Origin of the sequence: Moraxella sp. RCAD0137, assembly GCF_002894025.1 — a bacterium.
Lineage (GTDB): Bacteria > Pseudomonadota > Gammaproteobacteria > Pseudomonadales > Moraxellaceae > Moraxella > Moraxella porci.
Genome location: NZ_LTCC01000006.1, coordinates 1 through 18301, shown reverse-complemented (window position 1 = coordinate 18301; position 18301 = coordinate 1). Strand labels below are relative to the sequence as shown.

General features: G+C 49.0%; 18 protein-coding genes and 1 pseudogene. 12 read left to right on the top strand and 7 right to left on the bottom strand.

The features are described from left to right. Nucleotides 1–101: 101 nt before the first annotated feature. Nucleotides 102–650: a carboxymuconolactone decarboxylase family protein gene (locus tag AZ602_RS05800; protein ID WP_103034118.1), complete on the bottom strand. Its 549-nt coding sequence runs from the start codon at nucleotides 648–650 to the stop codon at nucleotides 102–104. A 158-nt stretch (nucleotides 651–808) separates the two neighbouring features. On the opposite strand from AZ602_RS05800, the gene AZ602_RS05795 reads away from it, so the two are divergent. The 5 genes from AZ602_RS05795 to trpB all read left to right on the top strand — a co-directional run bounded on the left by AZ602_RS05795 (nucleotide 809) and on the right by trpB (nucleotide 7155). Beyond that, a complete protein-coding gene (locus AZ602_RS05795) occupies nucleotides 809–2752 on the top strand; it encodes an ABC-F family ATP-binding cassette domain-containing protein (RefSeq protein ID WP_103034117.1) in 1944 nt (647 codons plus the stop codon). A gap of 19 nt (nucleotides 2753–2771) precedes the next feature. Continuing rightward, a complete protein-coding gene (locus AZ602_RS05790) occupies nucleotides 2772–3617 on the top strand; it encodes a DnaJ domain-containing protein (RefSeq protein ID WP_103034116.1) in 846 nt (281 codons plus the stop codon). A gap of 116 nt (nucleotides 3618–3733) precedes the next feature. Then, nucleotides 3734–4699, top strand: a complete 966-nt coding sequence (locus AZ602_RS05785; RefSeq protein ID WP_103034115.1) for a YheT family hydrolase — start codon at nucleotides 3734–3736, stop codon at nucleotides 4697–4699. A gap of 23 nt (nucleotides 4700–4722) precedes the next feature. Next, a complete protein-coding gene (locus AZ602_RS05780) occupies nucleotides 4723–5835 on the top strand; it encodes a metallophosphoesterase (protein ID WP_103034114.1) in 1113 nt (370 codons plus the stop codon). Between the two features lie 105 nt (nucleotides 5836–5940). Then, entirely contained in the window at nucleotides 5941–7155 is a 1215-nt protein-coding gene (gene trpB, locus AZ602_RS05775; protein ID WP_103034113.1) for a tryptophan synthase subunit beta, read from the top strand. Nucleotides 7156–7214: 59 nt separating this feature from the next. On the opposite strand, the gene dapB is transcribed toward trpB, so the two are convergent. The 5 genes from dapB to AZ602_RS05750 all read right to left on the bottom strand — a co-directional run bounded on the left by dapB (nucleotide 7215) and on the right by AZ602_RS05750 (nucleotide 12457). Beyond that, nucleotides 7215–8015, bottom strand: a complete 801-nt coding sequence (gene dapB, locus AZ602_RS05770; RefSeq protein ID WP_103034112.1) for a 4-hydroxy-tetrahydrodipicolinate reductase — start codon at nucleotides 8013–8015, stop codon at nucleotides 7215–7217. Nucleotides 8016–8063: 48 nt separating this feature from the next. Beyond that, nucleotides 8064–9263: a PLP-dependent transferase gene (locus AZ602_RS05765; RefSeq protein ID WP_103034156.1), complete on the bottom strand. Its 1200-nt coding sequence runs from the start codon at nucleotides 9261–9263 to the stop codon at nucleotides 8064–8066. A 95-nt stretch (nucleotides 9264–9358) separates the two neighbouring features. Next, complete coding sequence (gene dnaJ / locus AZ602_RS05760) at nucleotides 9359–10510, bottom strand: molecular chaperone DnaJ (RefSeq protein WP_103034111.1); 1152 nt, start codon at nucleotides 10508–10510, stop codon at nucleotides 9359–9361. 242 nt (nucleotides 10511–10752) lie between these two features. Further along, complete coding sequence (locus AZ602_RS05755; protein WP_103034155.1) at nucleotides 10753–11742, bottom strand: DsbC family protein; 990 nt, start codon at nucleotides 11740–11742, stop codon at nucleotides 10753–10755. Between the two features lie 10 nt (nucleotides 11743–11752). Next, on the bottom strand, nucleotides 11753–12457 hold the full coding sequence (locus AZ602_RS05750) for a pseudouridine synthase (RefSeq protein ID WP_103034110.1): 705 nt from the start codon (nucleotides 12455–12457) through the stop codon (nucleotides 11753–11755). A 125-nt stretch (nucleotides 12458–12582) separates the two neighbouring features. On the opposite strand from AZ602_RS05750, the gene AZ602_RS05745 reads away from it, so the two are divergent. The 7 genes from AZ602_RS05745 (at nucleotide 12583) to AZ602_RS05715 (ending at nucleotide 18217) form a co-directional block, all read left to right on the top strand. After that, nucleotides 12583–13176, top strand: coding sequence for a YigZ family protein (locus AZ602_RS05745; RefSeq protein WP_103034109.1), 594 nt, complete (start codon nucleotides 12583–12585; stop codon nucleotides 13174–13176). Between the two features lie 419 nt (nucleotides 13177–13595). Then, nucleotides 13596–13922: a TraR/DksA family transcriptional regulator gene (locus AZ602_RS05740; RefSeq protein ID WP_103034108.1), complete on the top strand. Its 327-nt coding sequence runs from the start codon at nucleotides 13596–13598 to the stop codon at nucleotides 13920–13922. Continuing rightward, nucleotides 13919–14836 (top strand): pseudouridine synthase, encoded by a 918-nt coding sequence (locus AZ602_RS05735; protein WP_199174095.1) that lies wholly within the window; start codon nucleotides 13919–13921, stop codon nucleotides 14834–14836. The genes AZ602_RS05740 and AZ602_RS05735 overlap by 4 nt, the downstream gene beginning before the upstream one ends. Nucleotides 14837–14946: 110 nt before the next feature. Next, a complete protein-coding gene (rraA, locus tag AZ602_RS05730; protein ID WP_103034107.1) occupies nucleotides 14947–15453 on the top strand; it encodes a ribonuclease E activity regulator RraA in 507 nt (168 codons plus the stop codon). A 304-nt stretch (nucleotides 15454–15757) separates the two neighbouring features. Beyond that, nucleotides 15758–16969, top strand: coding sequence for a serine/threonine transporter SstT (gene sstT / locus AZ602_RS05725; protein ID WP_103034106.1), 1212 nt, complete (start codon nucleotides 15758–15760; stop codon nucleotides 16967–16969). A gap of 243 nt (nucleotides 16970–17212) precedes the next feature. Further along, nucleotides 17213–17590, top strand: coding sequence for a hypothetical protein (locus tag AZ602_RS10130; protein ID WP_199174094.1), 378 nt, complete (start codon nucleotides 17213–17215; stop codon nucleotides 17588–17590). A gap of 45 nt (nucleotides 17591–17635) precedes the next feature. Continuing rightward, complete coding sequence (locus AZ602_RS05715; protein ID WP_103034105.1) at nucleotides 17636–18217, top strand: hypothetical protein; 582 nt, start codon at nucleotides 17636–17638, stop codon at nucleotides 18215–18217. Here AZ602_RS05715 and AZ602_RS05710 read toward each other — a convergent pair. Further along, a pseudogene (locus tag AZ602_RS05710) lies at nucleotides 18210–18301 on the bottom strand (IS1 family transposase); the annotation flags it as partial. The gene AZ602_RS05715 and the pseudogene AZ602_RS05710 sit on opposite strands and share 8 nt — an antisense overlap.

Below are 18301 nucleotides of genomic sequence, written 5' to 3'. Positions count from 1 at the left end.
AAAAACACCTTGGCCTTGAACCGCACCCCAAAAGTTAGACAACCTTTGGGGTGTTTTTTGGCATTCATCGCCATCAGCCATCACTGATGGATTATCCCAACTTATGGCGCATACGCCTGTAGTTCTGGGTTGATGTCGTTTTGGGCGACATTGTTGGCATAGTTGCACAACGTTGCTAGTGCCACGCCCAGCACCACATCTAGGATGTTTTGTTCGCTGTAGCCAGCTGCTTTGATAGCTGCCAATTCTTCATCAGACACTTTGCCACGCTTATCAATCAGCTGCATGGTGAACTGTGCCAAGGCTTGATATTTGGCGTTGTCTTCGATGGTGGTACGAGCACGCAGGGCGTTTAGCACGTTTTCAGGCATTTTTAGCTTTAGAGTACCGATTTTGGTATGACCTGCTACACAAAAATCACAGCCATTGTGCGCTGCTGCGGTGATTTGTACCACTTCGATTTCTTCAGGAGTTAGGCTGGTACGGCTGTTGATTTTGCTAACTTCTTGATACATTTCAAGTGCTTGTGGCGAGTTTGCCAACACGCCGATTAGATTTGGGATAAAGCCATTGGCTTTTTGCACCATTTCCATACGCTCTTTGGCTTGCTCTGGGGCGGTTTCTAGGGTGTTGACGGTTAGACGAGCCATCTTGTTTTCCTTATAAAAAGTTAAGTGAAAGATGGGCTTAGTATAGGGACGGTAATGGGCTTTTGCAAGGGGCACAGGATAAATTTATCAGTGATGGCGGTTTTGTTTATAAGGCAAATGTGCTAAAATAAGCCATTATTTACCAGTAGATACACAGCATGATTGAATTTAAAGATGTGGCGGTGCGCCGAGAAGGGCGACTGCTATTTAGCGATGTCAATTTACAATTACACAAAGGGCAAAAAATCGGTCTGACAGGCAATAATGGCACGGGCAAATCCACCTTGTTTGCCACCATCTTGGGTGAATATGCCACCGACCTTGGGCAAGTGTCGATGCCGTCGTCATGGCAGATCGCTCATATGGCACAAGAGATTCACGCCACCGATATGCTTGCCATCGACTATGTACTGTCTGGCGATGCCGAATGGTGGCAGCTCAATGACAAAATCAGCCGCCAAGATACGCTGTCTGCCGACGAGATTGCGCCGATTTATCAGCGTTTTGAAGAGATTGATGGCTATCGCACCCGTGCTAAGGCGGCGATGATTTTATCAGGGCTTGGTTTTGGCGAAGCTGAGCATACCAAGGCGGTGGCGATGTTCTCAGGAGGCTGGCGGATGCGTCTAAACCTTGCTCGCACCTTGATGCACCGCGCTGATGTGCTACTGCTTGACGAGCCGACCAACCACTTGGATTTGGATGTGATTTTGTGGCTTGAAGAATGGCTGCAAAAGTTCGATGGGCTCGTTTTGCTGATCAGTCATGACCAAGCATTTTTGGATGCGATTTGTGGGCATATTTTGCACATTGAGCAGGGAAAAATCACTTTATATACAGGCAATTATAGCCAATTTGTCCGTACGCGCGCCGAAAGACTTGCCCAAGAGCAACAAGCCTACGAAAAACAACAAGCCGTGCGCGCACACCTAGAAGACTACATCCGCCGTTTTCGTGCCAAAGCGACCAAAGCCAAGCAAGCCCAAAGCCGTATCAAACAGCTTGACCGTATGACTGAGCTGAGCCCTGTGATGGCGGACAGTGCGTTTAGTTTTAAGTTCTATGAGCCATCACACATGGCATCCCCGCTGATCAGTCTAGATAATGCGACCATCGGTTATGATGGCGTGCCGATGATTTCTAAGGTAAACTTACAAATCACTCCAAGTGTCCGCATGGGTATCCTTGGGGCAAATGGTGCTGGCAAATCCACCTTAATCAAAGCATTAGTCGGTGAGTTGCCACTGATTAGCGGTGTGCATAAGGTGTCAGAGACATTGAAGCTGGGCTATTTTAATCAGCATCAGATGGATAGCCTAGATGATGATGCCACGCCGATGGTGATGCTAAGACGCATTGCAGGGCAGACATCGGATGCGGATTTGCGGGCGTTTTTGGGCAGTTTTGATTTTCGGGGTGAGCGGATTGATACGGTCAGCCGACTGTTCTCGGGCGGTGAGCGAGCACGGTTGATGCTGGCATTATTGGTGTGGCAACGCCCCAATGTTTTGGTGCTCGATGAGCCGACCAACCATCTGGATTTGCAGATGCGAAATGCACTGATGCTTGCACTGCAAGACTTTGCGGGCGCATTGATTTTGGTGTCGCATGATCGTGATTTGATCTTGTCGGTGTGTGATGAGCTGTGGCTTGTGGCAGATGGTCGCTGCACTGAGTTTGTCGGTGATATGAGCGACTATGCCGAACATCTCAAAAAAGCTCGCCAAGAGCGACAGCTTGCCCACAAAGAACAAAAAGAAGTCGCTAAACCCGAGTGCGTCACACCACAAGCACAGACCCCTGCCAATGATGGGCTGAGTAAAGAAGAGCGACGCAAAAAAAATGCCCAAATCCGTGAGCAGACCGCACCCCTGCGTAAGCAGATTGCCAAGCTGGAAAGCGAACTTGAGATGCTAGGTAGCAGACTTGATGTCATCGAAAATGATCTGTCTGACAGCGGTCTGTATGATGATGCCAATAAGGCTAAATTATTAGAAAAACTGAACGAACAAAGTAAGCTTAAAGATGAGATTGAGACGGCAGAAGAAGCGCTTTTGATGGCGAAGGATGAGCTTGAGACGCTTGAAGCGGACTTGGCATAACAAGAAATGATGGAATAAGATGACAAAACATTCTGGGCAGTCTGATCATTTTATTGATTATTATCAATTACTTGGCGTGCCGAAGTTGGCAGATGTCGCCACCATCAAGCGTGCCTATCGCAGTCAAATCGCTCGCCATCATCCCGACAGAGCTGATGGCAGGCAGGATGATGAGATGGCAAGCCTGCTCAATACTGCCTATGCCACGCTCAAAGATGCCGATCTGCGACAACGCTATGATGAGCGGTGGCTTGAGCATCAAAGCAGACAGTGGCTACTCGCCAAAAAACAGCAGGTAGCAGATACGGTGGGTACATTTGCCAAACAGCAAGTTGATAAGCTTGGCAAAGTCGTCAAATCCAAAATGCCTACATCTGTACAAGACAATATCGCAAGCGGTGCAGGGCGTATCGCAGGGCAAGCCATCAAGCACGCCAAGCGACTGTGGCGACAGCTTAATCATACAAGCGAGCTACCCATTTGTCAGATTAGCCTACAGCTGGCCTATCATGGCGGCGAAGTGACCTTTACCGTGAATCATCAGACATGGCAGACGACGCTACCTAAGGGGCTGACCACAGGCGATACCATTCATCTGACTCGTGGTGCTGACACGGTCACGGTGCAGATTGCCATCAACGAGCCCAATGTCATCGTGCGTGGGCTGGATGTCTATTATACGGTCGCCTTGAGCCGTCACGACATCGATACAGGGGCACAGGTGCTCTTGCCACCGCCACTTTCGCTACAGCTTGGTGTGCCTGCTCATGCACATTATCCGACCAGTGTTCGCCTAAGCGGTCGGGGCTTGCCAAGTAGCGATGGCGCAGGCGATTTGGTGGTGGTCTTTGAAGTACAAGGCTAATGTATGCTCGATGCTGTATAAAATTTAGCCAAACAAATCATTCTGCCCTAGAAAAATCACCCCATCGCCACCATCAACAACCAACCGCACAATTTCCCACTGATTCAGAGATACCCATGCCGACACACTTTCATCCACCATTATGGCTAAAAAATCCCCACCTACAGACGATTTTGCCGAAATTTTTGGTCAAATTTGAGCCAAATTACACACGCACCCTAATCAAAGATTCACTCAATCAAAGCGATGTGGCGTTTGATTATCTTTTGACCGACGAAACCATCGGCGATGATGGTAAATATCACACGCCACTGGTGGTGCTGTTTCATGGCATGGAAGGCTCAAGCCAAAGCCACTATGCACGCACGCTAGCAAAGGCGGTGCAGGCGCAGGGCTATCATTTTGTGGTGGTGCATTTTCGCTCATGCGGTGGCGTGGCGGTGTCAGGCGATGTGTTTTATAACGCAGGCGACACCAAAGAAGTGCATCATTATTTAGAATATCTATCCAATCAATTTGCCACTATTTATGCCATCGGTGTATCGCTAGGCGGTAATGCCCTAGCCAAATACATGGGCGAATACGGCACATCGGCACTATGCCAAAAGGCGGTCGTCGTCTCGGCACCGGTGGATTTGGCATCGGCATCGGTGGCGATGGAGCGACTGCTTGGGCGGCACATCTATACGCCATATCTACTAAACCCCATCGTCAAAAAAGCACTGGATAACCGCCTAAGTGCCGATGAAATTGAGCTGCTCAAGCGTGCCAAGCGTATGGGCGACTTTGATGAAGCCTTTACCGCACCACGACACGGATACCGCTCAAAGAATGACTATTACCGTCAGGCGTCAGCACTGCCTTATCTGATTGATGTGGCGCATCCGACGCTGATTATCACTGCCAAAGATGATCCGTTTTTGGGCTTGACAGCGACGGCAGGCGATGTGTCGGCGGATGTCACTTTGCTTGATACCAAGCACGGCGGGCATATTGGCTTTTTGGATTATGATTATAAAACTCGTCAATTTGATCTGAGTTTCGTTGCCAATTCCGCATTATCATTTTTTAATAATAATTAATAACTATCCATAGGCAAAGCGTGATGCGTATCTTATTTATGGCGGTGATTGCCATCTTATTTCAGCTGTGCACCTATGCACTGGCATCAGGCGTGCAGTGGCTTGTGCGTCCGTGGGCGTCCGATGCGATGCTAAAGGCAGTGATGATTGGGCTGTTTGTCATAAGCAACATCATCTTGGCGCTACTCATCACAGGCTCGTTTCGCTTGGGCATGAGTTATCTTAGCATGATGTGGATTGCGGTGATGGCGATGGCGCTGACTTTGGCGCTAGGCTTTGTGGCGTCCAAAGCTGGCATCACGCTTGGGCATAGCCTGAGAGTCTTTGGCGTGGCAAGCTTTATCGGCTTGATTGCACTTGGTCTGTATAATGTCTATACGCCAACAGTTCGCCACCTGAGCATCAGCATTGATAAGCCGATGCCAGTGCCTGTGCGTATCGCTGTGGTGAGCGATTTGCATTTGGGTGAGCTGATCGGGATTGGTCATCTGGATAAGCTAGCTGGGATACTCAATGATGAACAAGTGGATCTGCTACTGATGCCAGGTGATGTGATGGATGATGACACGGTGGCGTATGACGCCCATGGCATGGCAAGTCATTTCAAGGCGGTGGTCGATGCGACAGGCTTTGGCGCGGTGGCAAGTCTTGGCAATCATGATCTATATCGCAGACAGGTGCAATCGGACATCGTGCACGCCATCACTGACACAGGCACGCTGCTACTCGATGACAAAACTGCCCAAATCGACATCCAAAAAGATGGCAAGACCACAAGTCTGTCCGTGATTGGGCGATTTGATGATCATGTTGCCGCGCGATTGCCGACTGCTGAGCTGGTCAAACAGGTCAAGACGGATCAACCAGTGATTCTACTGGATCATCGCCCAAGTCAAATCGATGAAAACAGCCAATTGCCCATCGATCTGCAAGTCTCGGGACATACGCATAATGGGCAAATTTTCCCTGCCAATTTCATCGTTGCGATGATGAATCGTATTGGCTATGGCTACGAACAGGTGGGTAATATGCACACGGTGGTCTCATCAGGCTATGGGCTGTGGGGTGTGCCGCTGCGTCTTGGGTCGCAGTCTGAAGTGTGGATCATCGATATGGTGGGTAGTACACCAAAATAACAACCTTGTCTTGAGCGAGCAAAATTGGCTTTACATTTTATAAAATCTCGCTAGAATGAATGGGCGTATTGTGATGATACGCCCAATTTTATTAAGGGGAATATGATGACCAAACTGTATGGGTTAAATGAGGCTGTCGTGCCAAACCAAGAGGGCTTATTTGGTGAATTTGGCGGTAAAATCGGCCATCCTGCACTTTCGGCAGCGATGCAAGAGATCGAAGATGGCTTTCGTGCGATGATTGCTGATGATGGATTTTTGAAAGAAATCGAAGTGCTGCAGCTACACTATGTCGGCCGTCCAAGCCCGATTTATCATGCACGCCGACTGTCTGAGCATCTGGGCGGTGCGCAGATTTATCTTAAGCGTGAAGATCTGAACCACACAGGCTCGCACAAGATTAATCACTGTCTGGGCGAAGTGCTACTTGCCAAACGACTTGGCAAGAAAAAAGTCATCGCTGAGACAGGTGCAGGTCAGCATGGTGTGGCACTGGCGACGGCAGCGGCACTGCTTGGGCTTGAGTGTGAAATCCACATGGGTGTCGTGGATATCGCTAAAGAACATCCGAATGTCTCTCGCATGAAGATTCTGGGTGCAACGCTGGTGCCTGTCTCTCGTGGCGCTGGCACACTCAAAGAAGCGGTAGATAGTGCGTTTGAAAGCTATTTGAATCAGCTGGATGACAGTATGTTTGCCATCGGTTCGGTGGTGGGGCCTGCACCTTATCCTGAGATGGTGGGGTATTTTCAGTCGATCGTCGGACATGAGGCGCGCCGTCAGTTTGGCGAATTGACAGGCGGACTGCCTGATGTGGTGACGGCGTGTGTGGGCGGTGGCTCGAATGCTTTGGGGCTGTTTAATGCGTTCTTGGATGATGAGTCAGTGCGTAAAGTCGGTGTTGAGCCAGCAGGCGAGGGGCTTGATAGTCATCATCGTCATGCAGCGACTTTGACTTTGGGCGTCAAAGGTGAAATCCAAGGGTTCAAATGCTATGTGCTGCTTGATGAGAATGGCGAGCCTGCACCAGTGCATTCGATTGCATCAGGTCTGGATTATCCAGGTGTCGGGCCGCAGCACAGCTATCTTAAGGACAGCGGTCAAGTGGAATATCAATCAGCCACCGACCAAGAGTGTCTAGATGCCTTTATGCTGCTATCACGCATGGAAGGCATCATCCCTGCACTAGAGAGCTCGCACGCGGTGGCGTTTGCTATCCGTGAAGCCAAAAAGCTTGGCAAAGACCAAAAAATCCTGGTCAATCTATCCGGCCGTGGCGATAAGGATTTGGATTTTGTATTAAGTCAGATTGAGGTGTGACTTGATAGATAATAAAAAAGCGGAAAAGTGAGTTTTCCGCTTTTGTTGTCTTAGCTATGTCAGTCTTTTAGTCCAAGCACATCTTGCATGGTATAAAGACCAGCTGGCTGTGTGGCGACCCACTCAGCAGCTCTGACCGCACCTGTGGCAAAGGTGGCACGGCTTTGAGCTTTGTGGGTGATGGCGATGATTTCACCATCCATGATGAATTCGACCGTATGCTCACCGATGATTTCACCACCACGGATGGCGTGCATACCAATATCCCCCGCTTGGCGTTTGGCAGCACCATGACGGCCGTGCACTAGGGTATTTGGCAGGTGCTGACCACGAGCGTCGGCGACGGCTTTTGCCATCATCAGTGCTGTGCCTGATGGTGCATCAATCTTGTGCTTGTGGTGGTGTTCGATGACTTCAACGTCAGCATCCATGCCCAGTACACGCGCGGTGGTTGCAAGTAGGTTTAGTGACAGATTGACGCCAGTTGAGTAGTTGCCCGCATAGACGATGGCGATATGTTCGCTGGCGGCCTTGAGCTTGGCTTCTTGGGCATCAGACAGACCAGTGACGCCCATCACCAATGGCACTTTGTGCGCAAGACAAGCATCAAGCACTTCATCGAGCGCTTCAGGTAGGCTAAAGTCAATCAGCGCCTGCACGCCATCAAGCTCAATGGTAGATAGCGGCACGCCTGTTTTATTCACTCCGATAAATTCCCCAGAGTCTGCACCGATTAGGCTTGAGATACTGCGCACAAACGCGCCTTTAAGCGCTGTATTGGGATTGTTCAGCGTAGCCTCAATAAGCATTCGACCCATACGACCTGATGCGCCCATGATACCGATATTGAGTTGACTCATAATGACATCCTTATGATGGTTGTTTTGATGCGTTTGATTATACCCATTTTAATTGGTTTTTTCATCCAATTTTAATACACTGAGCGCCTGATCGATATCTGCCATCAAATCACTGACATCTTCTAGCCCGATACAAAACCGCACCAGATAGCCATCGGCAAGATGGTGATGAGCAAGCCGACGCATTTTTTTGATGTCATACAGCATTACAAGACTCGTCGCTCCGCCCCAACTAAAGCCAATTTTAAATAGCTTTAGCGCATCGACAAATCGGCAGACATCCGCCCATGAGTAGCGCTTGTCCATGATGACACTGACTAGCCCTGCGCTTTTGGCAGTTGGGCAGTTTTGTCGCCAAAATTGATGGCTGGCATTGTCTGCCGCCGCAGGGTGTAGCACTTGGGCGATTTGTGGTCGATTTTTTAATAAATCTAATAATTCTAAGCAAGTCTCCGACTGCTTGGCATAGCGCATCGCCATACTTGGCAGGCTGCGATACACGGTGGCGCAGTCATCAGCGGAGACGCTGATACCTTGTCTTGCGTGCGTGAGTAGTAGCTTGGTGTGCAACGCCTTATCCTTGGTCACCACACTACCCATCAACACATCGCCGCCGCCGCTTGGGTATTTGGTCAAGGCGTGCACAGCAATATCCACAGCAAGGGCTTCATCACCGATAGCAAACGGACTAAAGGCAATCGATGCGCCCCAAGTGTGATCGATCGCTGTCAAGATGCCATGTGCTTTGGCTTTTTTGATGAGTCCTTGTAAATCAGGAAATTCTAGCGTCACTGAGCCTGCTGCTTCTAGCCAAATCAGCTTACACTGTGCCGATGGCTCAAATGTGCTGGCATCCAGTGGATCATAGATTTTTGGGATGATGCCATAGTTATTTCTTAAAAATTCTACATGATCAGAGTTTGGGCCATAGACATTATCAGGCAACCACACTTCATCACCTGTGCCCAAAAACGTGCTATTCACCAAATTAATCGCCGACAGACCACTTGGCGCAAGCAAGCAATACTCACCGCCATCCATCCGTGCGATCTGATCAGCCAATGTATAAGTCGTTGGCGTGCCATGCGTGCCATAGCTATAATCATAGCGATCTGTCCAATGACGGTTAAACAGCTGAGCGGTGTCCTTGAACACGATCGTCGATGCTCGATAGACAGGCGGCTGCAAGCTTTCAATCATTTGGGGTGCATGACGAGGATCGTGGATAAGTGTGGTTTGGTTTTTCATATCCGATTTGCCAAATTGACCAAATAAAAAGCCATCATACTGAGGTGATGATGGCTTTGTCAAATGCTTAGATGCTAAATACTTAGTCAAAATAATTAGTCAAACAAGTCTTTGACATCGTCTTTGAGTCTGTCAAAAAGACCTTTTTTCTGCTCGCCGCTATTTTTCTCGCCTAGGCTGGCTTGCAGCTGTCGCATCAGCTCTTTTTGTTCAGAGGTCAGATTAACAGGTGTCTGCACCACGATACGGCAAATCAAATCACCTTGCATATGTCCACGCACAGTGGTGACGCCTTTACCGCGCACACGCAGCAGCTTGCCTGATTGTGTGCCTTCAGCGATTTTGACTTTGATTTTGCCATCCAAGGTTGGCACTTCGACCTCATCACCCAATGCCGCTGTCACCATCGAGACAGGGACATCCATGTGCAGATCCGCCCCACGACGAGTGAATACATCATGTGGCTGCACACGCACCTCGACATACAGATCGCCATTAGGCATGCCGCTGTCGCCTGCTTCGCCTTTGCCAGCCAGACGCACGCGGTCGCCATCATCGACACCAGCTGGGATGGAGACTTCCAGCGTCTGCTGTTCGCTTTTTTTGCCTTCGCCATGACAGTCAGGGCAGGGGTTTTTGATTTGTTTGCCGGTGCCATGACACTCAGGGCAAGTCTGCTGCATGACAAAAAAGCCTTGTTGCATCCGCACTTGACCTTGACCATGACAAGTGCCACAGGTGACGATGTCGCTGTCTGATTTGGCGCCTTTGCCATGACAGGTGCCACAGGCGACGGATGTCGAGAAGGTGATTTGTTTTTTGCAGCCTTTGACCGCTTCTTCGAGGGTCAGGCTGATGTTGTACAACAAATCCGCACCACGGCTGGCACGACGACTTGAACCGCCGCCAAAGCCACCAAAACCACCTGCACCGCCAAAGGCTTGACCAAAAATATCACCAAAGATGTCATTAAAATCACCACCAGCAAAACCACCGCCGCCAAAGCCACCTGCGCCCATGCCCTGTTCATAGGCATGATGGCCAACGCGGTCATAAGTCGCGCGTTTTTCAGGATCGCTTAGGGTTTCATAGGCCTTGGAGGCTTCTTTGAGCTTTTCTTCGGCCTCTGGATTGTCTGGGTTGCGGTCGGGGTGGTATTTCATCGCAATTTTACGAAAGGCTTTTTTGATTTCTTTTTCGTCTGCGGATTTATCCACACCCAAAATGCTATAAAAATCTTTACTCATATCCAAAACTCAATAAAAAACACAAAAATATCCCTAAATATGGCGTTTGTTGCTTCATTTATCAAGGCAAATCAGGCAAATCTTATGTAAATTTGCCTGCCTTTAATGGATTAAATTCAGCGATCAAGCGATGGTGGCAGTTTGACTTATTAAGGGCGCGAAAGTTTATGCGCGGTATTAGGTTTCACATGAAACATCGCACCCAAAGACGGCATCTTAATATGACAAATCAAAAGCATCTGTCAGCGCAGACCTAAGAAATGATACAATGCCTCACCTTGTAGATCACCGGTGAATAGACTGCCATCAGCGCGATATACTGCAGGGGTCGCGGTGACATCGAGCGCCAAAATGTGCCTCGCGGTGTCAGCGAGTGGGTCGGTGCCTTGGCAGACAGCGCGGCTGGGCGTGATGCCTTTAAAGGCGGCAGACAGCAGGGCGCTGCGTTTGGCGTTGTCTGATTCGCACCAGATTTGGCGCATCGGCTCGATCGATTCATCATAGACTGGATAGCCGATGACCTTGGTGGTGATGCCTTGTAAGGACAGCTCTTCGATGCGATCGTGCAGGATTTTGCAATAAGGGCAATGGATGTCGCTGACCACATACAGTACGGCGCGTTCAGAAGTTTTGGCAGGATAAACAGCCATCATCGACGGCTGTAAGCTGCTTAGAATGTGTCGGTTTTTGGCGGCTTCAAATATCGGTGTATGTTCTTGAAATTTACCGCCTTTAAGGCTGGCCATCATCCCATCCATCAGATAACGGCCATCATCACTCACCAAAAAGGTGGTATCACCAAGACTTGAGATGCCCCAAAGTATGCCTTTAATGCCAGTATGATAAAAGGCGGCACCGTCGTTGATGTCACGCATCGCGGTCATGTTCGCTAACAGCGCTTGTTTATGGGCGGTGCTGACAGGGGTGCCTATCGGCAGCGTGCGACGTACTTCAGCGGCGATGGGCGTAATGGGACTTGGGTTGGCACTTGCTGTGCCTTGGATGAGGTAGCCCAGGTCATCACTGATCAAAAGCTGACTGCCGCCTGCCAAGGTGATCTGCCCAAAGCCTGTCAAGTCGCTTGGCTCAATGTGTGTGATGGGTGTGGACAGACCTGCTTGGCTCAATAGCTCTTTGATGTGACTGTGGTCGATGGTGTCGGCTAAGGCACTGCTTGAGGCGACAGACATCTGTAGGCATAAGGCCAGTGCTAGCGCATGTAATTTGTTCATTGTTTTATCATCAAAACTGTGCAATCTCATCAGGCTTTAGGAAGCGGCTTTCGCCCATCTCAAGCCCATCTAGGCTAATCTCACCGATGCTGGCTCGATGCAGCTCGATGACTTTATTACCAAAATACGCCATCATCCGCTTGACCTGATGATATTTACCTTCGGTCAAAATCAGTACGGCGTGTGTCTCATCGACGAATGATAATTCGGCAGGGCGAGTTTTTTCGCTTTCGCCTTCCAGTAAGATACCGTTTGCCACTTGTTTGATGGCGTGTGCTTGTGCGTCAGCATCCATTGGATCGGCGAGTGTCAGCTCATAGCGTTTTGGTTGATGGCGTTTGGGACTGGTGACACGGTGCAGCCAAGCACCATCATCGGACAGTAGCAGAGCGCCTGTGGTATCGACATCGAGCCTGCCTGCGATGCGTAGGCTATCGACTTCGGGCACGGCGATCAAATCGGTGACAATCGGGTATTCTTTGGCTTTGAGCGTACATTCAAAGCCGTCCGGCTTATACAGCAAGATATAGCGGTTGCCTTCAGCGACTGACAAAGGTTCACCTGCCCACAGTACTTCATCACAAGCGACATCGATGTGGTGGCTTGAGTCTTTGATGGTGATGCCGTTGACGCTGATTTCGCCAGCGTGCAGGACTTTTTTGGCGTCTTTACGGGACAGTTCGGTGGCTTTGCTTAAAAACTTATCCAAACGCATGAAATTTTCCAATGATAAATAATGCTAGTGTAGCATATTTTTGCCAAGCGTGCTGATGCTTGATGATTTGTACAAATCGCTAAAGTATGGGAAAATAAGGCAAATCCACCACCAAACTTATCCTTGTGAGCTACCAAACCCCAAGCGCACCGTGCGAAGCGGTCTATGAAATCAAAAAAAGCGAGTTTTTGGCATTCGCCTATCCCATCGATAGCCGTGAGCAGGCGATGGGTCATGTGGCGGATTTACGAGAGCGTTATCCTGATGCACGCCATCACTGCTTTGGCTATATCATCGGCGATCCCAATAACACCACCAGTGCAGGCTTTGATGATGATGGCGAGCCAAACGGCACGGCAGGCAGACCGATTTTGAATGTCTTACAGCATAAGGCAATCGGCAACTGCATCATCATCGTGGTGCGGTATTTTGGTGGGATTAAGCTTGGGGCAGGGGGCTTGACTCGTGCGTATGGTACAGCTGCACAGATGGCGGTGGATCAGATGACGCTGACGGCATTTGTACCAAAATCAACCATCAGCATCACGACCAACTTCGCCCATGAAGCCCAAGTTCGCTATCTGATCGGTGCGGTGGCAGGCGAGATCGTCTCGGTGGATTATGCGACGGATGTCATCATCGATGCGCAGATGGATGCAGCACGGGTGGATGAGTTTGTGGCAAGTCTTGGGGTGTATGGAGCGGTGGTGGATGACTGAATATACCGCTTGATAAAGCTTTATGACTACAGCTCCCAAAGCAAAAGCCACAAGTTCTCACTTGTGGCTTTTTTGGTGCATATCCTGCGTGCATCCTTACGGTGTTTCCATACTAACAGCTTACCATCCTTGCTTGATACATCCTGTATCGATTTCCGTTGCTGTTGTGCGTATTATGCCAAAATGGCAGTGTCAGTAAAAGTGGCAAAAATCGGCAATGTTTGTACGAAATTTCTTACACGCGACGAGCGGTCATATCGCCACCTCGGCAAACCCATCCAAAGGGCAAGGTAATGCTGGATGTCAAAGAAAATCAGTTGCCTTTTTGGTGTGATTGATGAATAATAAAAGCAAAATGAGATGATCGATAACATGATCTTAACACAGCTTTATGGCCAAAAACCAAAGGGAGAAACCTTATGCAAACCGACGCTTATAAACAAGCTCTGCTTGATCTGAAGCAAGAATACCAAGCACGCATCGACAAAATCAGCGATCACATCGCCCATCCTCAAGATCAGCTGCAGCAGCATTGGGATGACCAAGCCGTGGCAGCCAGCCGAGATGAGATGCGAAAAGCATTATTAGTCGAGGCAGAGCAAGGTTTGGTGCAGGTCAATGCTGCATTGCGTCGCATCGAAGAGGGTGAATACGGCAGCTGCATCGAGTGCGGTGAGATGATCGACGAAAAGCGTCTAAACGCCGTGCCATTCACCGCATACTGCATCGATCACGCACCACAATGAGCGATGCGCGCACCCTGATGCGTCAGGGCGTGTCACCAAGCAAGCTGTATCTGCCAAAGATCGACCCTGTGCCTGATTCGATCTTTGTCTATCTGTGCCAGCGCTTTGGACATATTGGCGAGGCGGTGTGGCGTCAGCGCTTTGATGATGGCTTGGTGATGGATGCTTTTGGCACGCCGCTGACGCTCGATGCGCGCTATCAGCACGGCACCAGCATTCATTACTATCGGCAGATGCCCGATGAGTCGGTCGTGCCGTTCGCGCATCGAGTGATTTTTGAGAATGAGCAGTTGATGGTGGTGGACAAGCCGCATTTTTTGACCGTTGCGCCTGCTGGTCGCTATGTGGCGCAGACCCTACTGACCCGACTCAAGGCACACACGGGCAATGCAGAGCTGTCGCCCATCCATCGGCTAGATCGCGAGACGGCAGGCTTGATTTTATTTGCCAAGACGGCATCGGCGCGCTCGGCATATCAGGCGCTGTTCGCCGATCGTGCCATCACCAAAATGTATCATGCCATCGCTCCATATCAAGCAGATCTGCAATTTCCGATGTCGCTGAGCCTACATCTTGAGCGTGGCGAGCCATTTTATACCATGAAAGTTGGTCAAGGCGCGCCCAATACGCATACCGATATTGCTCTGCTGCAGATCAGTGAATGCGGCCGATTTGCCAAATATGCGCTAAGCCCAACTACAGGCAAGCTGCATCAACTGCGCGTGCATTTGCATCATTTGGGTATTCCCATCGTGAATGACAGTTTTTATCCTGTGGTTGCGCATAAGGCTGAGGATGATTTTGGTCAGCCTTTACAGTTGCTAGCCAAACACTTATCCTTCATCGATCCTTTTAGCGGTGAGCCGATGGCATTTGAGTCAGGTTTTGAGCTTGAATTATCACAATTTATATGACCAAATGAAGAGGAAATTGGGCATTGTTTGACAAAATTACCCATAGATATTGACAAGTTTTTTGCATCATTGTACAGTAAATTGACGCAACCAAATTAAGGAGTGATGACATGGCAGTGACAGAGTTTGTGACTTGTGATTTGCTGGACGATAACAGTGATAAAGCCATCGGCGTGGTCAGTCCCTACATTGATGGCAAGAGTTTTAAGAATTATGGCGGCCGCACAAGCTTTGGCGGTCAGGCGGTGACGGTTAAGTGCTTTGAGGACAATTCGCGCGTCAAAGAGCTGCTTGCGACCGATGGCGATGGCCGAGTGCTGGTTGTCGATGGTGGTGGCTCAATACGCTGTGCGCTACTGGGTGACATGATCGCTGAATCGGCTGTCAAGCACGGCTGGGCAGGTGTGATCGTCTATGGCTGTGTGCGTGATGTCGATGCGATGCGCCAGATGGAGCTCGGTGTACAGGCCTTGGCGAGCATCCCCCAAAAATCCACCCGAAAAGGCATCGGTGAGGTGGGCGTGACATTGCAGTTTGGCGGTGTGACTATCCGCGATGGCGATTATGTTTATGCCGATAATAATGGTATTTTGGTCGCTGCTGAACCGCTGATTTGAATTTGACATGCTGTTGTCGGTTGTTTGGTGAATGAGCCTAGCCTGATTGCTCAGATTATTATCAGCGATTATTGATAATAGACAGATAACTATGCCCATCATGGCCGTGTGCGTGATGGGTTTTTTGTTGATGGCAGCTATCAAAGCCATGGAGCGCCAACTGGATTGAGCCAAACCAAAAGTAGGGCTGATCATTCCCAAATTATTGTAATATTTGTGCAACAAATTCTGACTTTATCTTTAAAAAGTGGTATAGTAGAGCAATTTATTATGGGCGATGCTCATTTGTTAATTAGGAGTCGTTATGCGTTCGATTGTGGATGCTTATTTGCGTTTGGGCCTGGTGCCGTTGATCATTTTGGCCTTGGTGGTCGGAACGATCATTGGCGTTGTTGCACCTGGTTTTGGCGTCAGTCTTGGCATTTTGGGTTCGATTTTTGTGGGGGCATTAAAAGCAGTCGCCCCTGTGTTGGTCTTTGTACTGGTGTTGGCAGCGGTATCGAATCAGCGCATTGGCGCTGATACGCGCATCAAGCCGATCATGCTGCTGTATTTGGTGGGTACTTTTTCAGCAGCATTGGTGGCGGTGGGTGCCAGCTTTATGTTCCCAACAGAGCTTGTGCTGGCCAATATGCAGGCAGCTGAGCAAGCAGCACCACAAAGCTTGCGCGAGGTGCTGACCAATCTGTTGATGAACCTTGTTGCCAATCCCATCAAATCATTGGCAGAAGCCAACTATATGGGCATCTTAACTTGGGCGGTGCTGATCGGTCTGGCGCTGCGCCATGTGACGGATACGACGCGCCAAGTGGTGTCTGATCTGGGTACGGCTGTAACCAGCGTGGTCAAATGGATCATCGCAGTGGCACCGTTTGGTATTTTGGGTCTGGTGGCCTCGACAGTTGCCGAAACAGGACTGGATGCGCTGCTTGGCTATGCGCGCTTATTGGCTGTGTTGGTGGGTGCGATGTTGTTCATTGCACTGGTGGTCAATCCGCTCATTGTCGCCATCATGACGCGCAAGAATCCTTATCCACTGGTGTTCACTTGCCTTCGCGAATCAGGCGTTACCGCTTTCTTTACGCGTTCATCAGCGGCCAACATTCCTGTGAATATGAACTTGGCGCGCAAGCTCGGTCTGAGCGAAGACACCTATTCGGTGAGCATTCCTTTGGGTGCTACCATCAATATGGCAGGTGCGGCGATCACCATTAATGTACTGACTTTGGCAGCGGCGCATACGCTGGGCATCGAGGTCAGCTTTGGCGCAGCCTTATTGCTTGCCATCGTTGGCAGCTTGTCAGCGTGCGGCGCTTCAGGCGTGGCAGGCGGCTCACTGCTGCTGATCCCACTTGCTTGCAGCCTGTTTAACATCCCAAATGACATCGCCATGCAAGTGGTTGCTATTGGCTTTATCATCGGTGTGGTACAAGACTCTGCTGAGACAGCGCTCAACTCATCGACCGATGTGCTATTCACCGCAGCGGCCGATCCGAAATTCGCGCATCGCGGCTGATGTGATTTTCTTAGAGCGCCCTAGGTTTTCCTAGGGCGCTTTTTTGCGCAGTTAAAAAAATTTTATGTAAAATTTGCCTAAATTTTAAACAATTTTTAAATTTAATTAATAAAATCAATATATTATAAAAATCGCCCAAAAATTTTCAATTTTTAAAAATAGTATACTATTTTTACTTGTTATTGACATAACAAGTAAAACAATCTCTGGTTAAAAATTTTGCCCAAGACGAGGACAGGTGCTATGACCAAAAAATCAGCCGTATATCAAGAATATCTGATTGCTCAAGATGCCAGCGGTAGCATCAAAGTGCTGCGTAAGTTTGACAATGTCAAAGCAAGCCTTCGAGCCATCGCTGATGAAGTGGGCTTTGAATACGATGATGCGTGGACGACTCGTCAATTTGGCACAAAACTTATCAAAGAATATGGCGAAAATGGCATCGCTCAGATTGGTGAATATGGTGTACAGGTGCTTGATAGCGGTAGCATTGAGAGCTTTCAGCTGTATGATAATACCAAAGCGGCACTGCGTGAAATCGCTGATTCGATTGGCTTTGAATATGACGATGGGTGGAATACTCGCCAATTTGGCTCAAAGCTGATTGATGCTTTGGCATAAATTGGCAGATAAATTTTTAGCAAACATCACAATAGGAAATCAATCATGAGTAAGAAAATTATCAAAGCACAAGTCACGGGCAAGCATCAAAACCGTACAGCACTTGGCATGATGACGGCTTTTGTCGCTATGCATCCATCAGTCAATACATCAACGCTCAAAGAGATGTTCACCACCAAAGATGTCTGCCCTGACGCAGGCATCAGTCAGCTATTTTATAGCAAAAGCGAAATCGAGCAAGAGCAAGCCAATGGCAACGAATGGTTCATCAATGATAATGCTTGCTTTACCAAAGATGGCGAATGGCTAACTTTGGGCAATGGTCGTAAGCTTGCGTTCAATAAAGTGTGGACAGCAAAAAGTCTAGAAAAACTACAAACTGCATTGGCGGACTATGGCATCACAGGTGAGGTCGGCACGGTGGATAAGTCGGCAGTAGCAGGCTTTGAGATTTGCTTTGAGTCTGTGGAAGTGCAAGTCACTGGTAAATTCCAAAACCGTACGGCGCTTGGCATGATGGCGGCGTATGTTGCACTAAATCCATCATTGACCGCAGAAGAGCTAAATGAACAATTCCCAATGAAAGAAATCTGGTGGTGTTTCAAAAAGTATGCTGACATTAAATGAAGCCATTATTGATGTAAAAAAAGGTTAAGTCGAAAGCTTTAAAATGGTTTTCAATCTTTTTTGAAAAATTACAACTCCTTCTAA

Coding starts and splice junctions, on each gene's coding strand:
- AZ602_RS05800 (WP_103034118.1), bottom strand. CDS start 650: ATGGCTCGTCTAACCGTCAACACCCTAGAAACCGCCCCAGAGCAAGCC.
- AZ602_RS05795 (WP_103034117.1), top strand. CDS start 809: ATGATTGAATTTAAAGATGTGGCGGTGCGCCGAGAAGGGCGACTGCTA.
- AZ602_RS05790 (WP_103034116.1), top strand. CDS start 2,772: ATGACAAAACATTCTGGGCAGTCTGATCATTTTATTGATTATTATCAA.
- AZ602_RS05785 (WP_103034115.1), top strand. CDS start 3,734: ATGCCGACACACTTTCATCCACCATTATGGCTAAAAAATCCCCACCTA.
- AZ602_RS05780 (WP_103034114.1), top strand. CDS start 4,723: ATGCGTATCTTATTTATGGCGGTGATTGCCATCTTATTTCAGCTGTGC.
- trpB (WP_103034113.1), top strand. CDS start 5,941: ATGACCAAACTGTATGGGTTAAATGAGGCTGTCGTGCCAAACCAAGAG.
- dapB (WP_103034112.1), bottom strand. CDS start 8,015: ATGAGTCAACTCAATATCGGTATCATGGGCGCATCAGGTCGTATGGGT.
- AZ602_RS05765 (WP_103034156.1), bottom strand. CDS start 9,263: ATGAAAAACCAAACCACACTTATCCACGATCCTCGTCATGCACCCCAA.
- dnaJ (WP_103034111.1), bottom strand. CDS start 10,510: ATGAGTAAAGATTTTTATAGCATTTTGGGTGTGGATAAATCCGCAGAC.
- AZ602_RS05755 (WP_103034155.1), bottom strand. CDS start 11,742: ATGAACAAATTACATGCGCTAGCACTGGCCTTATGCCTACAGATGTCT.
- AZ602_RS05750 (WP_103034110.1), bottom strand. CDS start 12,457: ATGCGTTTGGATAAGTTTTTAAGCAAAGCCACCGAACTGTCCCGTAAA.
- AZ602_RS05740 (WP_103034108.1), top strand. CDS start 13,596: ATGCAAACCGACGCTTATAAACAAGCTCTGCTTGATCTGAAGCAAGAA.
- AZ602_RS05735 (WP_199174095.1), top strand. CDS start 13,919: ATGAGCGATGCGCGCACCCTGATGCGTCAGGGCGTGTCACCAAGCAAG.
- rraA (WP_103034107.1), top strand. CDS start 14,947: ATGGCAGTGACAGAGTTTGTGACTTGTGATTTGCTGGACGATAACAGT.
- sstT (WP_103034106.1), top strand. CDS start 15,758: ATGCGTTCGATTGTGGATGCTTATTTGCGTTTGGGCCTGGTGCCGTTG.
- AZ602_RS10130 (WP_199174094.1), top strand. CDS start 17,213: ATGACCAAAAAATCAGCCGTATATCAAGAATATCTGATTGCTCAAGAT.
- AZ602_RS05715 (WP_103034105.1), top strand. CDS start 17,636: ATGAGTAAGAAAATTATCAAAGCACAAGTCACGGGCAAGCATCAAAAC.